The sequence below is a fragment of the Marinobacterium sp. LSUCC0821 genome, assembly GCF_012848475.1.
GTDB lineage: Bacteria > Pseudomonadota > Gammaproteobacteria > Pseudomonadales > Balneatricaceae > Marinobacterium_E.
Window position 1 is genome coordinate 895,177 of record NZ_CP051666.1, and the last position, 19,371, is coordinate 914,547.

17 protein-coding genes and 1 pseudogene are annotated in these 19,371 nt (G+C 48.9%); 5 read left to right on the top strand and 13 right to left on the bottom strand.

Features of this window, described 5'->3' with window-relative positions:
• Window positions 1–38 precede the first annotated feature (38 nt).
• The 7 genes and pseudogenes from HH196_RS04350 to dinG all read right to left on the bottom strand — a co-directional run bounded on the left by HH196_RS04350 (window position 39) and on the right by dinG (window position 7,305).
• Entirely contained in the window at window positions 39–857 is an 819-nt protein-coding gene (locus tag HH196_RS04350) for a DUF4892 domain-containing protein (protein ID WP_169450869.1), read from the bottom strand.
• Between the two features lie 26 nt (window positions 858–883).
• On the bottom strand, window positions 884–1,735 hold the full coding sequence (locus HH196_RS04355; RefSeq protein WP_169450870.1) for an alpha/beta fold hydrolase: 852 nt from the start codon (window positions 1,733–1,735) through the stop codon (window positions 884–886).
• Window positions 1,732–2,187: a histidine phosphatase family protein gene (locus HH196_RS04360; protein WP_169450872.1), complete on the bottom strand. Its 456-nt coding sequence runs from the start codon at window positions 2,185–2,187 to the stop codon at window positions 1,732–1,734. The genes HH196_RS04355 and HH196_RS04360 overlap by 4 nt, the downstream gene beginning before the upstream one ends.
• 30 nt (window positions 2,188–2,217) lie before the next feature.
• Window positions 2,218–3,237, bottom strand: a complete 1,020-nt coding sequence (locus HH196_RS04365) for an NAD(P)H-dependent glycerol-3-phosphate dehydrogenase (protein WP_169450874.1) — start codon at window positions 3,235–3,237, stop codon at window positions 2,218–2,220.
• Window positions 3,238–3,267: 30 nt separating this feature from the next.
• Complete coding sequence (locus tag HH196_RS04370; RefSeq protein ID WP_169450876.1) at window positions 3,268–3,480, bottom strand: hypothetical protein; 213 nt, start codon at window positions 3,478–3,480, stop codon at window positions 3,268–3,270.
• A 362-nt stretch (window positions 3,481–3,842) separates the two neighbouring features.
• Window positions 3,843–5,159, bottom strand: a pseudogene (locus HH196_RS04375) (DEAD/DEAH box helicase); the annotation flags it as partial.
• A 28-nt stretch (window positions 5,160–5,187) separates the two neighbouring features.
• Window positions 5,188–7,305, bottom strand: coding sequence for an ATP-dependent DNA helicase DinG (gene dinG / locus HH196_RS04380; protein WP_169450878.1), 2,118 nt, complete (start codon window positions 7,303–7,305; stop codon window positions 5,188–5,190).
• 167 nt (window positions 7,306–7,472) lie between these two features.
• Between dinG and lexA the strand changes: the two genes are divergently transcribed.
• Window positions 7,473–8,084, top strand: a complete 612-nt coding sequence (lexA, locus tag HH196_RS04385) for a transcriptional repressor LexA (RefSeq protein WP_169450880.1) — start codon at window positions 7,473–7,475, stop codon at window positions 8,082–8,084.
• Window positions 8,085–8,282: 198 nt separating this feature from the next.
• Window positions 8,283–8,732 (top strand): thioesterase family protein, encoded by a 450-nt coding sequence (locus tag HH196_RS04390; protein ID WP_169450883.1) that lies wholly within the window; start codon window positions 8,283–8,285, stop codon window positions 8,730–8,732.
• A gap of 8 nt (window positions 8,733–8,740) precedes the next feature.
• Here the strand turns inward: HH196_RS04390 and HH196_RS04395 are convergent, their stop codons facing one another.
• From HH196_RS04395 to HH196_RS04410, 4 genes are all read right to left on the bottom strand, one after another.
• On the bottom strand, window positions 8,741–9,253 hold the full coding sequence (locus tag HH196_RS04395) for a DUF6586 family protein (protein WP_169450885.1): 513 nt from the start codon (window positions 9,251–9,253) through the stop codon (window positions 8,741–8,743).
• Window positions 9,254–11,893: a type I DNA topoisomerase gene (gene topA, locus HH196_RS04400; RefSeq protein ID WP_169450887.1), complete on the bottom strand. Its 2,640-nt coding sequence runs from the start codon at window positions 11,891–11,893 to the stop codon at window positions 9,254–9,256.
• Window positions 11,894–12,026: 133 nt separating this feature from the next.
• A complete protein-coding gene (locus tag HH196_RS04405) occupies window positions 12,027–12,242 on the bottom strand; it encodes a DUF1653 domain-containing protein (RefSeq protein ID WP_169450889.1) in 216 nt (71 codons plus the stop codon).
• A complete protein-coding gene (locus tag HH196_RS04410) occupies window positions 12,243–12,749 on the bottom strand; it encodes a hypothetical protein (RefSeq protein ID WP_169450891.1) in 507 nt (168 codons plus the stop codon).
• A gap of 59 nt (window positions 12,750–12,808) precedes the next feature.
• On the opposite strand from HH196_RS04410, the gene HH196_RS04415 reads away from it, so the two are divergent.
• Window positions 12,809–13,243, top strand: coding sequence for a universal stress protein (locus tag HH196_RS04415; protein WP_169450893.1), 435 nt, complete (start codon window positions 12,809–12,811; stop codon window positions 13,241–13,243).
• A 4-nt stretch (window positions 13,244–13,247) separates the two neighbouring features.
• Here the strand turns inward: HH196_RS04415 and HH196_RS04420 are convergent, their stop codons facing one another.
• Window positions 13,248–15,143: an ATP-binding cassette domain-containing protein gene (locus tag HH196_RS04420; protein WP_169450896.1), complete on the bottom strand. Its 1,896-nt coding sequence runs from the start codon at window positions 15,141–15,143 to the stop codon at window positions 13,248–13,250.
• 140 nt (window positions 15,144–15,283) lie between these two features.
• Between HH196_RS04420 and HH196_RS04425 the strand changes: the two genes are divergently transcribed.
• A complete protein-coding gene (locus tag HH196_RS04425) occupies window positions 15,284–17,224 on the top strand; it encodes a transglycosylase SLT domain-containing protein (protein ID WP_169450902.1) in 1,941 nt (646 codons plus the stop codon).
• On the opposite strand, the gene HH196_RS04430 is transcribed toward HH196_RS04425, so the two are convergent.
• Window positions 17,216–17,470: a glutaredoxin family protein gene (locus tag HH196_RS04430; protein WP_169450904.1), complete on the bottom strand. Its 255-nt coding sequence runs from the start codon at window positions 17,468–17,470 to the stop codon at window positions 17,216–17,218. The genes HH196_RS04425 and HH196_RS04430 overlap by 9 nt on opposite strands.
• A gap of 146 nt (window positions 17,471–17,616) precedes the next feature.
• Here HH196_RS04430 and HH196_RS04435 point away from each other — a divergent pair, with 146 nt between their 5' ends.
• Window positions 17,617–19,356, top strand: a complete 1,740-nt coding sequence (locus HH196_RS04435) for an alpha/beta hydrolase (RefSeq protein ID WP_169450906.1) — start codon at window positions 17,617–17,619, stop codon at window positions 19,354–19,356.
• Window positions 19,357–19,371: the final 15 nt, after the last annotated feature.

Consider the following 19,371-nt stretch of genomic DNA (forward strand, 5'->3'; position numbering starts at 1 on the left):
AGGAGCGCATTCCCGCAAAGTGGGAAGCCGCGAAAAATCTACCTAACAATCACCACCACAACTGCTCTATCCGCACCCAACACACTCGGCGCTAACGCACCTATGCCGTAGGTTTCAATCGCATCTTTCGATACTCCAGCCGCAATAAGTTTTTCTGCCAGTTGATCGACCATCGCCTCAGACTCGCGCTGAGCTAGGGATTGATCCAATCCCGCCTGATGTCCAACAAGACGGATAACACTTGTAGATGCTTTCAACATTGTAGCGAGCTGATTCACGGTGGTCTCTTTGAGATCGGGAAGCTTCACCCAGCCACGCTCACTCAAAAGATTGATCCACGCTGTGGTATCACTACCCTGCTTTATCTGATCTATATGCAGATAGACGCGCTGATTGCCGCGTCGGTTAGCGTAGATTGAGTAGAAGTCGCCATTGAGCTGCAGTGCGACATAACGTTGAAAATCATCACGACCATAGAGAGCTGGATTCTGGAACAGATCATTTGCCCAGATATTGCTAGCACCACAATCACGACCTTCACACTCAAATAGCAACTCGGCACCCACAGCAAGAAGCTGCTCACGCACTGAATCTAGCGCCTCTGAGGGCTCATGAGACTTAGGATACTCCCAGGTCAATCGGCTCAACTCACCGGATAGGCGTATTTCGTTACCAATACGAATGGTACGATTGATCTTCACTACCGCACCCAGTGCCAAACGATAGTCATTCGTCTGCTGCTGCAACTCTTTATCGAGCTTTGCAAGAGGACCAGGATTCACAACAGAGATTGACCCCTGATCAGCCCAAACCCCTGTGGTGATCGTAACTAAAAGAGTAAAAAGCAGCTTTCTCATGATTCTCTCAACTTTAACTAACATTACTATTGAGCATAGAAACTGTTGAAGCGTTGTGCGAGTTCAGAGACCACAGCATCCTCTAGATGCAGGTGATGCCCTCCAGGCAAAACAACGAGCTCTATATTTTTTACATACGGCATTCGCGCTTTAGCCCGATCAACGTCTAACCCCTGCTCACCTACAATCAACAACGCGGGTGCACTGATCTCGCCAAGTACTGCTTCGACCTGCTGCTCTGTTAGACGAATCGCCGTGGGGTATTTCAATCGTGGATCTACGCGCAGTGTTAGATGATCCTGCGACTCACCCTGCTCTTCACAGGCTCTCATCACCAGCCGTTTAGCAGCATCCGTTGGCACAGGAAAACGCCCAGTAGCGCGTGATCTAAAAAGAAGTTCAGCAGGACGATGTTGAGCCGTTTTTGCTGGCATCACCAAGGTATCGAAAGAGCCGCGCAGACGCGCAGTTAGCTCTTCTGGTGAATCAACAACTGGACCCAGGTTTTCAATCAAACCAAGCTTTGAGACAGCCTCTGGCCAGGTGCCTGCATAGAGCGACGCAATACCCGCACCCAGGGAGTGACCCAAAAGATAGATCGGCTCAGAAGTTAGCTGCAGGTGGATCTTACGAAGATCTTCAACATAGGACCAGATAGGGTAACCAGCATCAGCACTGCGCCAGTCAGATTGACCATGACCTGCAAGATCAATAGCGATGACGCAATACTCCGATAGCAACGGCGCCAACTTATAAAAGCTCTCTGCGTTATCTAACCAGCCATGGACTGCAAGCAGCGTTGGTTTGCTAGCATCGCCCCACTGGAGTGCCGCGACTTTTCGCTCACCTAGATCAAAACTGCGTGAAATTGGTGTCATGGTGAAAATGTATAACTTTTAAGTAGCGTACCTAAACCGGCTACAGGAAGGTCCGCCTCTATAGCCATAATCTGAGCAGGAATAAAACGATAGCCAAGGCTATTGCCACCTTCGACAAGGAGAGATGCAATCTCACCCACCATCGGCATGTGAGTTACGAGCAAAATAACAGAATCCTCTGCCATCTCCAGCAGATGGCTCAGCACCCACTCAGGATCTTGATCGGGCATTAACCAATCAACCGTTTGATATTCACAACCTGGCAAGAAGCAATTTATGGTCTGCTGTGTGCGTTGATAGGGGCTGACGAAGATATCCGTCACAGACTCAAGGAGTGATGCCAAATCATTAGGGCGACTTGCCAAAGAGGCAACACCATAATCGGTTAGTACTCGGAGTTCATCTGGGAAACCCGGTGCTGACTCAGCATGTCGCATCAGTAGAATCTTCAAACGAACACTCCTTAAAAAGAATTTGAAAAACTATTTGGCGAGGGTGAATTCAACGTCTGCGTTCTGCACAGCGCCCATCATCTGACCAATAACCTTTTCAAGCGGCGCTTGATTGAACACCACCTCGTAGAGGCCTCGAACGAGTGGCATGTAGACATCCTGTTGATCAGAGTGTTCACGAACCAGTTTGAGGGTATTCACACCCTCTGCAACCTCACCTAGCTCAGCGACTGCCTCTTCAAGAGATTTGCCCTGGCCTAATGCATAGCCTACACGGTAGTTACGACTGAGCGGTGATAGACAGGTCACAATCAAATCACCGACGCCGGCAAGTCCAAGGAAGGTCATAGGATTTGCCCCCATACTCACAGCAAGACGACTCATCTCCGCAAGCGAACGCGTAACCAACATCGCTTTAGTATTCTCACCCATACCCATCGCTGCCCCCATTCCCGAGGCGATCGCATAGATATTCTTTAGGGTACCGCCAAGCTCAACACCAAAGGTATCGCTGCTTGCATAGACACGGAAGTAGGTAGATTGAAGCAGTGTTTGAACTAGACTCTGAACCTGCTCATGAGCACTTGCAATCACCGTTGCTGTTAGCTCACGGTTAGCAATCTCTTTAGCCAGGTTTGGGCCGCTAATAACGCCGTTTGGGTTATTAGGTGCCTCTTGAGTCATCACCTGACTCATCAGTTGGAAAGTGCCCGCTTCAATACCCTTGGTCGTACTGATAAGCAGTTGAGAGTCATTTAGGAAAGGCTTGGCCTGCTTCAACACCGATCTAAAGCTGCTACTTGGAATAGCGATAAAGACAACTTCAGCACCTGAGAGTACAGATTCGATATCTGAAGAGGCTAGCAGAGAATCGGCCAAGGTGAGTTTTGGCACATAGCGACTGTTAACGCGTGATTGATTAATCGCATCAGCCGTTTCAGGCGTTCTTACCCAAAGATGTGCCGGTATACCCTTCTCAGCCACCAGATTGGCAATGACGGTACCAAAACTACCGCCACCGAGCACAGCAACCTTAGAAACCGTTGCCATATAAACCCCTTAACGCTTAACCACGTACGTTTAACCCAACGAGTCGAGCAAACGCTCGACCAGTCGAAATAGAAAACCCACTATCAACCAAGAGATGCCAGCGATTACCAGAAACAAAAGCAACTGCGTGATATCACCTGAGTTTTGAAAACCCAACAGACCTAGCACTACAAAGAGCGCACTCACAATCATTGCGATAATGCGCTCAACTTTGGCCAGGCCGTGTCGATCTTCACGACTCATGACTTAGTGCTATTCTCTTCTTCTGATGATTCAGCTGTCTCTTCCGATCCAGTTGACTCTTCAGCTGTCTTTGGCTCTTCTGCTACTGCTACTGCTACTGCTTCAACTTCTTCAGTCTCTGCAGGAGCCGATTCTTCAACAACAGCATCTTCAACAGCAGGTTCTTCAACAGCAACCTCTTCAACCTCAGCAGGAGCCTCTTCAGTAGTCGCATCTTCAACGGCAGTCTCGTCAGAAGCAACCTCTGACTCAACTACACAACAGCTCGCTTCGCCCGCAGTCTCTTCATCGCTCACTTCGTCAGATGCGATCTCATCAACGGGAGCTTCAGCTGCTGGTTTCTCTGCAACCTCAGGCGATTTAAGTAGCTCTGGATCTGGGTGGATACACTCAAGTTTCACACCTGTTTGCGCTTCGATCTCTGGGATCAAAAATGAGTCATCCTCACAAGCGAAACAGATTGAAGTCCCGGTAGCTCCAGCACGACCAGTACGACCAATACGGTGCACGTAGTCATCGGCATCTTCAGGTAACTGGTAGTTTACGACGTGACTCACACCATCGATGTGGATACCGCGACCTGCCACATCTGTTGCCACAAGCACTTCGATAGAGCCATTGCGGAATCCTTCGAGTGTTTTGATACGTTTCTGCTGTGGAATTTCACCTGACATCATCGCTGCTTTCACACCGTCACGAGATAGTCGCTCAGCAAGGGCACGTGTTTGATGACGACGGTTACAGAATACAATCGCCTTATCGATACCGTTCACCTTTAAGTAGTTACGAAGCAGGTTGTACTTCTCAGAACTAGATACAAGGTAAACCTCTTGGCTCACGTTATCGGTCGTCTTGTGCTCTGACTCGATCTCGATCGTCACTGGATCACGCGTCCATTGTGCAGCAAGGCGCATAATCTCATCGGTGAAGGTCGCACTGTAGAGTAGGGTTTGACGCTCTGCCCCCTTACGAGGAGTAGAGCGAATGATGGTACGAACATCAGGAATGAAGCCCATGCTGAGCATGCGATCCGCTTCATCAAGCACAAGAACCTCTACGTTGTAGAGATCGATATCCTGGCTACGTACGAAGTCGATTAGACGACCAGGTGTTGCTACCAGAATATCCACTGGGGCTTCAGCAAGCGCCGCACGCTGCACGTCATAATCCATACCGCCAACAAGCGATACGATTTTTAGACCCGTGTACTTACAAAGACCTTCAGCATCGGCAGCAATCTGCAGCGCCAATTCGCGGGTCGGGGCGATAATCAATGCACGCGGCTCAGCAAAACGAGGCTGCACATCCAATTTAAAGTCGAGAAGATCGGTAATGAGACCAATCAGGAATGCCGCTGTTTTGCCGGTACCCGTTTGTGCCTTACCGATGATATCCAAACCCTGAAGGGCCGGCTTGATAGTCGCCGCCTGAATAGGTGTCGCATACTCAAAGCCAAGCTCATGGATACCGCGCATGAGTGAGTCAGGAAGGTAGAAGTCGTGGAAACGTACCTTACCCTCTTCTTCTGCCACCACGAACTGGTCTAGGCTCCATTCGCCTGACTGCACTTCAGTCGTTTTCGGCTTCTTCTCAACAGACTTACGTGGACGGCGACGCTGAGTGCGACGACGCTTAGTGTTCTCTTCAGAATTAGTCTGTTCGATGTTGTTCTCTTCAATACTCAAAATCAGGATCTCTCAATATGGATCATTCAAAGTTTCGCGCAAAGGGTGGTAGCGCATTGATCAAGTCCTGCCCATAACGCCGTGTAACCACGCGCCTGTCTAACAGTACGACTCGACCGGAATCTTCCTCTGTACGCAGCAATCGTCCTGCAGCCTGCGTCAATTTGATTGAAGCTGCTGGGACACTTATCTCTTGAAACGCATTGCCACCGCGCGCCTCAACCCATTCGGCTAAGGTTGCATCAACCGGATCATCCGGGACACTGAATGGCAACTTGGTGATGATAACATCTTTTAGGTAGTTACCGGGTAGATCTACACCCTCTGCAAAGGATGCAAGACCAAAAATAATGCTAGATTCACCACGATCGATACGTGCTTTATGCTCAACAAGCATCGCCTGCTTGCTTCTGTCGCCCTGCATGATCAACCTTGGTAACAATTTAACGTCTAGCAACTCCTCAACACGACGCATCTGCCGCCACGAAGTGAAGAGCACCAATACGGCTGTTAAATCCGGCAAATTGGTGTTGAGCCACTGTGCAACCTCCTCGGTATGCAAATCAGCTTGGCTAGGATCCACCTTCATTTTAGGGACATGCAGAACCGCTCTATTGGGGTAGTCGAATGGACTCGCCAAACGCAGTGCCGGGGTTGTTAGCGGTAGACCCAACTGTACAAACAGGGTATCGAATCTACCCACCGCGGTGAGGGTTGCCGATGTAAGCAGAGCACCATAACACTGCTCCCAAAGGAGATCTTTTAAATGACTCTCAGCGGAAACTGGTGCCGAATGAAGTTCAATATCAGAGCCATGTTCAGAGTCATGCGTAAGCAACCATCTTGCAGTAGGAACCTTTTGTTTTTCATCAGGTTGCGAGAAACTTCTACACAACCACATCATCCTTTGAATGCGTCCCCACTGGCTACTAAGAATAGGCAACCAACGCTCTGCAACGGCACGATCCAGATCTGATTCCTGGTTCTCCAACGGCTCTTTAACGATGCCAATGAGTCGTTCTAACTGTGGGTCTAACTGCGCTAAAAACTGAGCGAGCTCATGACATATAACAATGAGATGTTCAGGCACAACACCACCTGGGTAACGCAGACGTCGCTCATTGTCTGGTAGCGTAAGCACTTCATCCGAGACAAGATCTGAAAGCTTACCAAGATGATTGAGCGAAACTCGAATAGCGGTATAGATACGCTCGATTGTATCCTGCACTGAGATCGCCTTATCGGTATCTTCAAGCAACTGCTTCATTTGGCGTTCAAGTGTTTTAAGGGCACGCTCACTTCCCTTAACACGCATCGACAGCGCAAAGTGCCCCGTCGCTTTATCTCCCAGATGATGTGCCTCATCGAAAATGTAGATTGAGTCCTCAGGCTCAGGCAGGATTGCCCCACCACCCAGCGCCAGATCAGCCAAAACCAAGTCATGGTTCACAACCAGCAGATCTGCCTGATCTAAATCAGCACGCGCTCTAAAGAAGGGACAAGCATCAAAATGGCTGCAGCGACGATTGGTGCACTGCAGATGATCAGAGGTAAGCGGCATCCAAACCTGCTCATCTAGATCATTCTCAAGATCGTCTCGATCACCCTTCCAACGACCACTGGCAAACTCATCTAACAGTGTAGCGTAGGTCTTTAGATCTTCAGGGCGGACAACCTGAGACATCTCATCTTCATAGAGTGCCATCTGAGTGAGGTCATTCTGCTCAGTAAGAATTCGTTCTAGACGAGATATACAGAGATAACGCCTACGCCCTTTAGCGATCTCGTAGTTGAACTCCAAACCTGATAGTTCAGCGAGCTCTGGTAGATCTTTGTGAAGAAGCTGCTCCTGCAAGGCAACGGTAGCCGTAGAGACAATCAGTTTTTTTCCCATAGCGTCAGCGACTGGAAGCGCCGCCATGAGGTAAGCGATCGTTTTACCAGTACCTGTGCCGGCTTCAACTGCGACTACATGATCTTCACCGAGGCGATGCCCAGCCGAATCAGACTTAATCGAGCCCAACTGGCGTGCAACAGCTGCAATCATATGGCGCTGTGCATAACGAGGCTTAAGATCTTTAGCCGCCAAAAAGTGACGGTAAGCACCTTGAATCTGATCTTGTATCGACTTGTCGAGCACACTGCCCCCTTAAAACTGAAAACGCATCATACAAAAATACTGGATAAACAAACAGAAAAAGCTTGACCAGAATTAGAGTACTGTATAAAACTACAGATACTGAATAAACAGACAGCATGAACAATCTCTAATCTGTTCACTAAACCAGGCTGTCATAGGGGGAGTTTATGAAGCTAACAAGTCGCCAAGAACAGGTACTGGATTGTATTCGTCGTCATATCGATGAAACCGGTTTTCCACCAACACGTGTAGATATTGCACGAGATCTTGGGTTTAAGTCTGCCAACGCTGCTGAAGAGCACCTCAAAGCACTCGCTCGTAAAGGCGCTATTGAGATGATACCTGGCACATCACGTGGCATTCGTATCGTTGGCGAAGAGGATGAACCCGAAGGCTTGGCTATTATCGGTCAGGTTGCAGCAGGTGAACCCATCCTTGCAGAGCAGCACATTGATGACTACTGCACCATCAGCTCCGACTTCTTCCGCCCACGTGCAGACTACCTCTTGCGGGTACGTGGTATGAGTATGAAGAACATCGGCATTATGGATGGTGACCTACTCGCTGTTCACCAAACCAAAGAGGCACGCGAAGGACAGATCGTTGTGGCTCGTGTCGGTGAAGATGTCACTGTTAAGCGTTTTCACCGCGAGGGGCACCTTGTCTACCTCATCGCTGAAAACGAAGAGTTTGAACCAATTAAAGTCGACCTCCGTGAAGAGCACTTCACCATTGAGGGCCTTGGTGTTGGCATTATCCGCCAACAGAATGACTTTTAAATAGGATTTACTCACTAGCAATCTCCTAATTAAGCCTCAACCTAATTAGTTGTAAATTTTCTCAGCGGCCTTAGCTCTCCCCCATTGCTATGGCCGCTTTTTCTTTTGTAAACGACCTTCGATATAGCACCCTGTTAACTTATAAGTTATTGTCTATAAAACGATAACTCCAAAATAATAACTGAAAGGAGCTACTCCATGGGATCTCGCTCACCGGAGCTTCAACCCTTCCATATAGATGATTTTCCATTTCAGACCTTTGATAAGCTTCGATATGCCGATACGGATCGACAAGGTCACATCAATAATGCCCTATTCAATACCTTCTTAGAGACAGGCCGTGTTGAATTTCTCTACGACCCTAAGAACCCTCTATTCGATGATGATGCGGAATTTGTGATCGCGAGCCTTAACCTCAACTTCTTGGCTGAGATCACCTGGCCTGGTCGTTTGGATATCGGAACTGGCGTTACCCGTGTTGGCACTAGCTCATTTGGCTTGTACCAGGGACTATTTCAAGACGACGTTTGTGTAGCAACAGCTGAGACGGTGATTGTGCAGACTAACGTGGTAACGCGCCGATCAACGCCGCTTGGGATGAAAACTAAACGGTTTTTGAATGATCACCTATTCATTCGCAAGGATTGAATAGTTAATCACCACTCCTGATTCGTTTCACGGTGTCGGTTTATAAGCTCTTGAAGCGCTTGGTACCAGTTAGGCAAATCCGCCTGCAAGCGCTCTTCAAGGCTTTTTTGGGTGGTGTTAACTAGATTTATCTCTGACGCAGACTCTTCACCACTTTGCGCAAGGGTTGGCTTATGGATAGCCTCTGCTGCGCTCAGCATCAGATTGAGCCAACTCTCTCTTTCAGACAAAAGGGTCTCTAACTCGATAAGCTCTGCGGTAGCCTGACCAGTTACAGCAAGCTGCTCACTTAAAGATGCTGCAGTCACAACACCAACCGTCTGAAGACGATGCTGTTCAGCTATCTCGAATAGGTAAGCTCTGTAGCTACTAAGCAGGTGGGCAAGAGTCGCTTCACAGGCAGCACGAAGTCGAAGATTTCGACTCCAATCCTGCGTATCACAGGCTAGCTGTATATCATGCAAACCAAAACGCACTAACGCGAGTGCCTGATTAGTGCGTCCTGGATAGAGTTCAGCCATTTACGACTTTTTACCCTTAGCGATATCAACCTGCCACTGCCCTTTAGTGAAGTATGCACGCCAGCCAGTAGCCTTGCCATCCACTTCAGACATCAGATACTGCTCTTTTGTCTTACGACTATAGCGAATCTGAATCGGATTACCCTGATCATCTTTCGATGGACCATCCAAAAGGAAGTGGTACTTAGGATCAATCTCTGAGCGGTGTGGAATCAGTTCGTGCACCATTGGAGCACGGGTCTCACGGTTACGCGGGAACTGGCTTGCCGCGAGGAATAGACCACTCGCACCATCGCGCAGGATGTAGGTATCATCCACCTTCTGGCACTTGAGTTCCGGCATAGGAACTGGATCCATTTTCGGTGGAGCCACTTCGCCATTTTTAAGAAGTTTACGTGTGTTTTTACATTCGCTATTAGTACAGCCGAAGAACTTACCGAAACGGCCAGTTTTAAGGTGCATCTCACTGCTACACTTATCACACTCTACCACCGGGCCTTCATAACCCTTAATGCGGTAACTACCCTCTTCAACCTCAAACCCATCACAGTCGGGGTTCATACCACAGACATGCAGTTTGCGGTTAGCATCAACCAGGTATGAATCCATCGCAGAGCCACACTTGCCACAACGGTGCTTCTTACGAAGAAGACGTGACTCCTCCTCATCATCCGCATCAGCAGCAACAACCTCATCACCCGAAATCAGGTTGATCGTTGTTTTACAGCGCTCTTTTGGTGGCAGTGCATAACCTGAACAGCCCAAGAATACGCCAGTTGTCGCAGTACGAATCTGCATTGGACGGCCACAATCTGGACAAGGAATATTTGTCTCAGTAGCACTATTAGCTCGCATTCCACCTTCAGCTGACTGAGCGGTCTCTAGCTCATTTTCAAACTGTTCGTAGAAGCGATTAAGAAGGACTTTCCAATCTTCACCACCCTCAGCAACGTCATCGAGACGCTCCTCCATGCGGGCAGTGAAGCTGTAATCAAGAAGGTCTGGGAAGCTTTCAACCAGACGGTCTGTAACGATATCACCCATCTTCTGTGCATAGAATCGACGATTTTGCACATCAACGTAACCACGCTCCTGGATCGTAGAGATGATCGCAGCGTAGGTTGATGGACGGCCGATACCGCGTTTTTCAAGCTCTTTAACCAAACTCGCTTCGGTGTATCGTGGCGCCGGTTTAGTGAAGTGCTGAGTAGGATCTAGCTTATCAAGCTGTAGCTTATCACCTACTTGCATATCCGGAAGGATGACATCCTCATCCGATTTACCACGACTGCTTAGTACGCGAGTGTAACCATCGAATTGAAGCACGCGACCTTTAGTCGATAACTCGTAAGCGCCAGCTTTCACTGTCACTCGTGTACTTAGGTATCGAGCTGGCGTCATCTGACAAGCCAAGAACTGACGACGAATCAAATCGTAGAGACGCACTGCATCAGCATCGACTCCGTTTAACTGGTCTGGCGTTACGTCAACATCAGATGGACGTATCGCTTCGTGTGCCTCTTGCGCACCCTCTTTTGAGGAGTAACGGATCGGCTGAGCTGGCAGGTAGTCAGCACCGAATTTGCTATTGATGTAATCACGCGCAGAATCCACCGCTTCTGCACTCAAGTTTGTCGAGTCAGTACGCATGTAGGTGATGTAACCCGCCTCGTAGAGACGCTGGGCTAGCATCATCGTCTTCTTAACACCAAAACTTAAACGCGTACTCGCCGCTTGCTGAAGTGTAGATGTGATAAACGGTGCCGATGGCTTGCTTGAGGTTGGACGATCTTCACGATTTTGTACGACGTAGCTAGCACCCTGAAGCGCAGTCACAGCAGCCTGAGCCTGAATTTCATTTACCGGTTTAAATGCAGCACCCGCTTGCTTGGTAACCTCTAAACGAACAGCGGCGTTTGAATCCGTGTGAGTATCAGCATGCAACTCCCAAAACTCTTCCGGGATGAATGCACGGATTTCACGCTCGCGATCGACAACAAGGCGGACGGCAACAGACTGAACTCGACCGGCAGAGAGACCGCGAGCCACTTTTTCCCATAGGAGTGGAGAGACCATGTAACCAACCACACGGTCTAGGAAACGACGTGCCTGCTGAGCATTAACACGGTGCATATCTAGATCTGCAGGCTTCTCAAAGGCCTCTTTAATTGCCTTTTTGGTAATCTCGTTAAATACAACGCGACGGTAGCGGGAATCATCACCGCCAATGGCTTCGCGAAGGTGCCAAGCGATCGCCTCCCCCTCACGGTCCAAATCGGTTGCGAGATAGATTTGATCGGCGCTCTTAGCTAATTTACGAAGCTCATCAACGACCTTCTCTTTACCGGGAAGAATCTCATAATGGGCCGCCCAATCTTTCGAAGGGTTAATGCCCATGCGAGCGATCAGTTGCTCTCTCTGCTTCTTAGCTTTGTGCTTTATCTTCTGCTCTGGCGAAAGCTTACGGGTCTCAGCAGCTTGCTTAGCGCGCTCTTTAGGATCGCTCTTAGTAGCGCTACCGCTAGTAGGAAGATCGCGGATATGACCGACACTGGACTTCACCACAAACTGTGATCCCAGATACTTATTGATCGTCTTCGCCTTGGCTGGCGACTCCACTATAACGAGGGTCTTACCCATCTAATTTCTACCTACTATTAATAAACGTCTTTTTTACAAATACGGTTAATCGACAAGAGTCGTCAATACCTAACGTTAAATTTTTTGAGGTCGCTACCTTAACGTGCGATTTTTAAATTGCAAACTTATTCAACTAAACAGCCTGAAATCGCGGAACCTCTTCACCCGATTCCAAGGTCACTTTTTCAGTAAACATCGCTAGTGGTCGCACCCAAAGGGAGAAGTCGCCATAGAGAGTTCGGTAAACCACCATCCACTCCTCAGTTTCAGAGTGACGCGCGCAGCCAATCACCTCGTAATCACTACCTTTATAGTGCCTATAAATACCTGGGGCTATCTCTTCACTCATCTATACCACCTCATCAATTAACTGTTTAGCTAAGCCGTGTAATTCATCAAGCGCACCCGCTCTCTCCGGCTCTCGCCAGAAGAGTGAGAGATGTATTGCAGTCGATTCGACTGCTTCAACTTCCTTAGGCAAGGTTTTCAACCACTGACTTACAAAAGCCAACTTAGCTGGATTCAATGCTCGCTCGCCCTTAATCCAAGACCAGCCCTCAGGGAGCCCCTCATTGGCAAAAGCATCCACACGCCCAACAGACCACTCCGTCCATTTCTCGCGCTCACCTTTAGGCAGTGCACCGCGTAACAATCGATAAGCAGGTACGTTAATCGCCTCAGATTCAGTTTCACCCTTAGCTCTTGGTAGCTCTAAGCGCGATAACTGAACTTGAAACCCATGCTTTCTAGCCTCCAAACGGAGCTTAGATTGGAAGCGCTGACGTGGACTTGGCATGACCCACATCATAGAACCGATCAAAGAGAACATGATCAGTACAATTATTGCCCACTTCATATGTACTTCCTTAATAATCTGCTAGTACTTTATATATGTAAGGTTAATGGAGAACGCTCATGAGTCAGTATAAACGCATCATCGCAGCCATCGATTTAAGTGACGAATCCGACGCAGTACTTAAACGCGCCTGTGAGGTCGCACAACAGAACAGCGCAGAGCTTAGCCTGGTTCACGTAGTCGAGATTATCAGCTACGCCTATGGTGGCGAAATGCCGGTAGACATTGCCGATATTCAAACCCAGGTTGAGAACCACGCTGAACGACGCATCAAAGAGATTGCCGACAAGCTCGATTACCCAATCACTCAGAAACTCGTGGCAACCGGCAATACAGGCAGTGAGATCCACTCAGTCGCACAACAGCTAGATGCCGATCTAATCGTCATCGGCTCTCACGGCAGACACGGAATTTCACTCCTGCTTGGCTCAACAGCCAATGGCGTACTGCACGGCGCAAATTGCGATATCCTGGCAGTCCGCTTAGGCGCATAGGCGCTTAAGCCTCGGTCATCGCCTCTAGCTCGACCCAGCGCTCCATCAGGGATTCAACCTGCTGCTCTAGGGTCTCAAGCTTTGCTAATTCAGCTGTCACCTTATCGTGTGGCAGCTGATAAAAGTCCCCTGCTGCGCAGATAGCCTGCTGCGCTTCTAAGGCGCTTTCAGCCTCTTCTAACTGCCCAGGCAACATATCCAATTCACGCTGTAGTTTGTAACTCAGTTTAACTGGCTTCTTAGACTCAACAGTTGGCTCTTTCGCTAAAGGTTCAACCTCTTTAACTGCTTCACTGACCGCTTTTTTAGCGTTCAGTTTCGGACGTTGACGCAACCAATCTTGGTATCCGCCTACATACTCTCGAATCTTGCCCTCACCCTCAAACGCTAGGGTACTTGTCACGATGTTATCTAGGAACTGACGATCGTGACTAACAAGCAGCAGCGTACCCTGATACTCAAGAAGAATCTCTTCAAGCAGCTCAAGCGTCTCAACATCCAGATCGTTAGTTGGCTCATCGAGAATCAAAAGGTTAGAGGGCTGACTGAACAGCTTAGCCAACATCACTCGGTTCGTTTCACCACCCGACAGTGCTTTTACCGGAGTGCGAGCGCGATCCGGAGTAAACAGGAAATCCTGAAGGTAGCTGATGATATGACGTGAACGACCATTGATCTCAATACTCTCACGACCGCCAGAGATGTTATCGATGATGCTCTTCTCTGGATTGAGTTGGCCACGAAGCTGATCAAAGTAGCCCACCATCAGTTGGCTACCAATTTTTACCGTACCTTTATCAGGCGCTTGCTCACCTAGCAATAAACGCAGCAATGAGCTCTTACCGATACCGTTAGGGCCAATCAAGCCGATACGATCACCGCGCTGAATGGTAAGAGTCAGATCATCAACAACGGGGGCTCCTGCAAAGCCGAGCGAGACGTTATTTAACTCTACAACGATCTTGCCTGAGCGAGCTGCATCTTCAACATCAAATCGTGCTTTACCCTGGCGATCCCGACGCTCAGAGCGTTCAACACGCATCGCTTTAAGTGCACGAACACGACCCTCATTGCGGGTACGGCGCGCCTTAATACCCTGGCGGATCCAGCGCTCCTCTTGAGCAAGTCGCTTATCAAACTCGGCGTTCTGTTTCGCCTCATCCTCCAGCATCTTCTCTTTGAGGGTAAGGTAACTTTGGTAGCTACCAGGAAAATCAGCTAATAGACCACGATCTAACTCAACTATACGGGTCGCTAAACGATCAACAAGTGCACGATCATGGGATACAAATAGAAGTCCACCCTTAAATGAGACCAACACCTCTTCGAGCCACTCGATGGTCTCAATATCCAGATGGTTGGTAGGTTCATCTAGGAGCAAGAGATCTGGATTTTGAACAAGAGCCGCACCTAAGGCTGCACGACGACGCCAGCCACCTGAGAGTTCAGACATCAACTTCTCACCAGGCAGTTCAAGCTGACTTAGCACACGCTCAACCTTGGTCTCTAGGTGCCAAGCATCTCGAGCCTCTAGCTCATGCTGCAGGCTCTCAAGCTCATTCATGCTTGCGTTATCTGTTTTTGTTAACAGCAGCTCGTAACGCTCTCGTAGCTTGAGAATATCTTCAAGACCGGACTCTACAACAGAGCGAACTGAACGCTCGTCCGCGGCAGGAAGGGATTGCGGAAGCTGGGCTATTCGAGCAACAGGGCTGCGCCAAACAACACCAGAGTCAACATCCACCTCACCGGCGACAATTTTGATCAGTGTCGATTTACCGGTACCGTTGGTACCCACTAGGGCAACGCGTTCCCCCTCCTCTATCTGAAGATCGACATTATCGAGGATTGAACGAACACCTAAGCTTAAAGAAACCTGATCAAATCGAATAAGAGCCATAACGGATTGAATCGCCAAAGAATAACAAGGCGCATAGTGTACCCCAGCGGGATAAAAATTAACGAAAGTTACCGATAAGATGATGAAATTTTCTCTTTAATGAACCATAGTTAGAGAAGAATTTACGAGGAAAGCCCAACTTGAGCCTGCTCACAAAACTCTATCATCGATTATCACTGCCACTGCTCGTAACAGTTGGCCTCGCCTTTGCGCCAGCAAGTAATGGTGCAGTGACGAGTGATCGTGAGCTTTTTTTAAAGGCTGAAAAGCTTGCCAAGATCGGGCGTTTCGACAGAGATAGTGCTGAAGCCAAGCAGCTAGAGAACTATCCACTCTTCCCCTACCTTCTCTATAACCAACTCTCTGTCCACCTAGATAAAGCAACTGATGCGGATATCTCAGAATTTACAACACGCTACCCCAACTTTCCGCTAGAGGCCTTGCTTCGCTACCGCTTTACTGAGCAGCTCGGTAAGCGCAAAGCCTGGGATCAATTCCTTACCTATTACGACACTCTCAACTCCCCCAATGATGAGATGCAGTGTTACTACGGATTAGCGCTATTCTCCAAACTTAGAGTTCAAGAGACGGTCGAGCTCGCACAGAAGTTATGGCAAGCAGGCGAATCTCGTCCAGATGAGTGTGACCCGCTGTTTAGAATCTTACGCAGCGAGAATGGCTTAACCAGTGAGATAGCTCTCAATCGGGTACTCAATGCACTAGAGAACAGCAATTTTGGTCTCTCTGGGTACGCCCTTAAGTTTGTTAAAGAAGATCACCATAAACGCGTTGCTGATGCAGCTCGCGCTACCTATCGTTCGCACTACAAGGCTCTCAAACTGGGAAGCGCCTATACAACTGAGGAGCGTGCTCGAATTCAGCGTATCGGCCTCTCACGCGCCTATCGTAAGAGCCCTTACGAAGCACTCGATCTGCTGATAAAACTCGGCGATAGATTTGACCTTAGCGACTCTAAGAATATCCATTGGATCACCAAAGTGGGTGTACGTGTCGCCAAAGAGCTAAAGAGCGGCGATGCCAAGAAGCTTGCGGATCTAGACCCAACATTTGCCAGCAGTGAACTGACAGAGTGGCGTATCCGTTTGGCATTAATGGATCAGAAGTGGAATCATGCAGCAGACCTAATCAATCGACTACCCAAAGCAGTTCTCAACGAAGATCGCTGGCGCTACTGGCACGCAATACTGCCTGGCAACCAAGATCGCGCATCGATCCTGGCTGACCTCAGTAACAATAGAAGTTTCTACGGATTCTTAGCAGCCAACATTCTTGGCGAGCCCGCTAACCTTAACCATCAGTCAGCACCTTTTGATAGCCAGCTCCAAGAGACACTGAAGAGTACTCCTCCCTACATTCGCATTCAGGAGCTTTTAGAACTCGACCGTTACACCGTTGCCCGCAGTGAATGGAACAGTTGGACAGAAACCATGTCACTCTCAGAACGACACAATGCAGCCCATCTAATGCAACAACTTGGCTGGCATCAACAGGGTATTCTGGCAGCTGCGTTTGATAACCTCTGGAACGATATGGAACTTCGCTTCCCTGTCGTCTACCAAGAGTGGTTTAAGGAGTACTCAGCGCGTCGCAAAATTGATCCTATCTGGTCGCACGCCATTGCTCGCCAAGAGAGCGCCCTCTTCCCTTGGGCACGCTCCAGTGCTGGCGCACGTGGCTTAATGCAACTCATGCCAAGGACTGCTAAACGGACAGCTAAATCGATTAACGCTCGATACTTGCAGGCCGATCGCCTCTACGAACCGGAATACAATATTTTGCTGGGGACTGCCTACCTAGGCCAGATGTACAAGCAGTTTAAAGGCAACAGAGCGCACGCCACGGCCGCTTATAACGCAGGCCCACATCGCGTAAATAGCTGGCTTAAGAACCGCAAAGATCTACCCCTAGATGTATGGATTGAGATCATCCCCTTCGATGAGACCCGAACCTATGTTCAAAACGTCTTAAGTTTCGCCGTGATCTATAGCATTCAACAGGGTAACGAGCAGGCGCTTCTAACGGGTGAAGAGAAAAAGGGGCTGAAACTCGCTTCACGTTAGAGTTTTAAGACTCTCAACAAACTCCGCGAGCTGCTGCATATCAAAGGGCCAGTCCAACTCTGCACCTGACTGGTTATCAACAAGCACCGGAATTCGTGTTGCATAAAGGTTCATCAACTGATCATCAAAGGCGATATCAACCAGATCGACCTCAAACAGGTTTGGATCAAGGCCTGCCACGAGCAGCGGTGTTGCCTGTTCACACAGGTGGCATCCCTCGGTTGTCATGAGCTCTAAAAGTCGCATTTATCTCCCCCTGTACAGTCATGTTGCAATGCAACGATACGACCTTCCTCTAACTTGTTCAAATCTTGCACAGACGCTATGCTGGTCTAAATTTTTGCACAGCAGCATTTTAACTGCTTAAAAGACACCACTGGGAGTTCATCACAATGGCAAATCTAGGACCTGGTTCTAACGATCCACAAGAGTTTATCAACTTCGTCAGCAAAGAGACGGCTAAGTTGCTAGAAGCTTTCTCTGCAAATGGCGCAGATGACATCTTTTCACAGTTCACCAAGTCTTGGACTGAGCTTGCAACCCGTTCACTGCAGGATCCAACTCTTTGGATGCGTGCTATTGCAGATTACCAGACAGCGCAATTTAACCTATGGCGCAACCTGCTAACAGGTAACAGTGCAAATCCTGTTGTTGAGCCAGCGAAAGGTGACCGTCGTTTCCAGGCTGAAGAGTGGTCTACTAACCCAATTTATGACTACATTAAACAGTCTTACCTACTAAGCTCTAAAATGCTTAGCGAAATGGCTTCGCACGCAAACCTAGAGCCAGGCGAGCAGACTAAGCTTAACTTCTACACTCAGCAGTACATCGATGCGATGTCGCCAACCAACTTTGCAGCATTGAACCCAGAAGTACTGCAACAGGCGCTGTATACTAAAGGCCAGTCACTGCTTGATGGCATGAAAAACCTACTTGCGGACTTCGAGAAAGGCCGCATCTCGATGACCGATGAGAGCGCATTCACCATCGGTGAAAACATTGCGACCACTGAAGGTTCTGTGATTTTCCAGAACGAAGTAATCCAGGTTCTACACTACAAACCAGAGGGCGAGCAGGTTTACACCCGCCCTACCCTGATCATTCCACCAAGCATCAACAAGTTCTACATCCTTGATCTGCAGCCAAGCAATTCGTTTGTGAAGTACTGTCTAGAACAGGGCCAGAACACCTTCTTGATCTCTTGGCGCAACCCAACTTCAGAGCAGTCAAACCTAAGCTGGGATGACCTAGTCTCTGACGGCATCTTGGAAGCGGTTAACGTTGTTAAGGCGGTTTCAGGTAGCGATAAGATCAACACTGTGAGCTGGTGTGTAGGTGGTACTCTCACTGCAACAGCGTTGGCTGTGATGGCGAAGCGCAAGGATACCAGCATCGCAAGTGCAACCTTCCTAACCACGCTAACAGACTTCACTGATCCAGGTGACCTATGTGTATTCATCGATGAGTACCAGGTGAAGCAGCTAGAACAGAAAGTAAACTCAACTGGCTTCTTGAATGGTCGCGAGCTTGCTACATCGTTCAACATGCTTCGCTCTAACGATTTGATCTGGTCTTACGTGGTAAACAACTACCTTAAAGGCCAGAACCCTGCTCCTTTCGATATCCTCTACTGGAACTCGGATAGCACCAACCTACCAGCAGCTATGTACACCTTCTACATCAACAAGATGTACCTAGAGAACAAACTGGTTGAGCCTGATGCGCTTGAGATCTGTGGTGAGAAGATCAACCTTGGCGACATTAAGATCCCTTGTTACTTCCTATCGACTATCGAAGACCACATCGCACCTTGGAAAGCGACTTTCAAAGCGACTGAGACTTTCGGCAGCGAGATCGAGTTTGTACTTGGCGCGTCTGGCCACGTAGCAGGTGTTATCAACCCAGCGTCGAAAAACCGTCGTAACTACTGGGTTAAAGGCGAACAGGGTAAAGGTGCAGATCACTGGTTCGAAACCTCTGAGCGCGTTGAAGGCTCATGGTGGCCAAACTGGGCTGAGTGGGTGCGTCGTCGCGCAGGTAAGAAAGTTGCAGCGCCAGCAGCGCTTGGCAACAAAGAGTACTCACCGATCGAAGCTGCACCAGGTAGCTACGTTAAAGTACGTATCGACTAATCGGTCGAACTACTC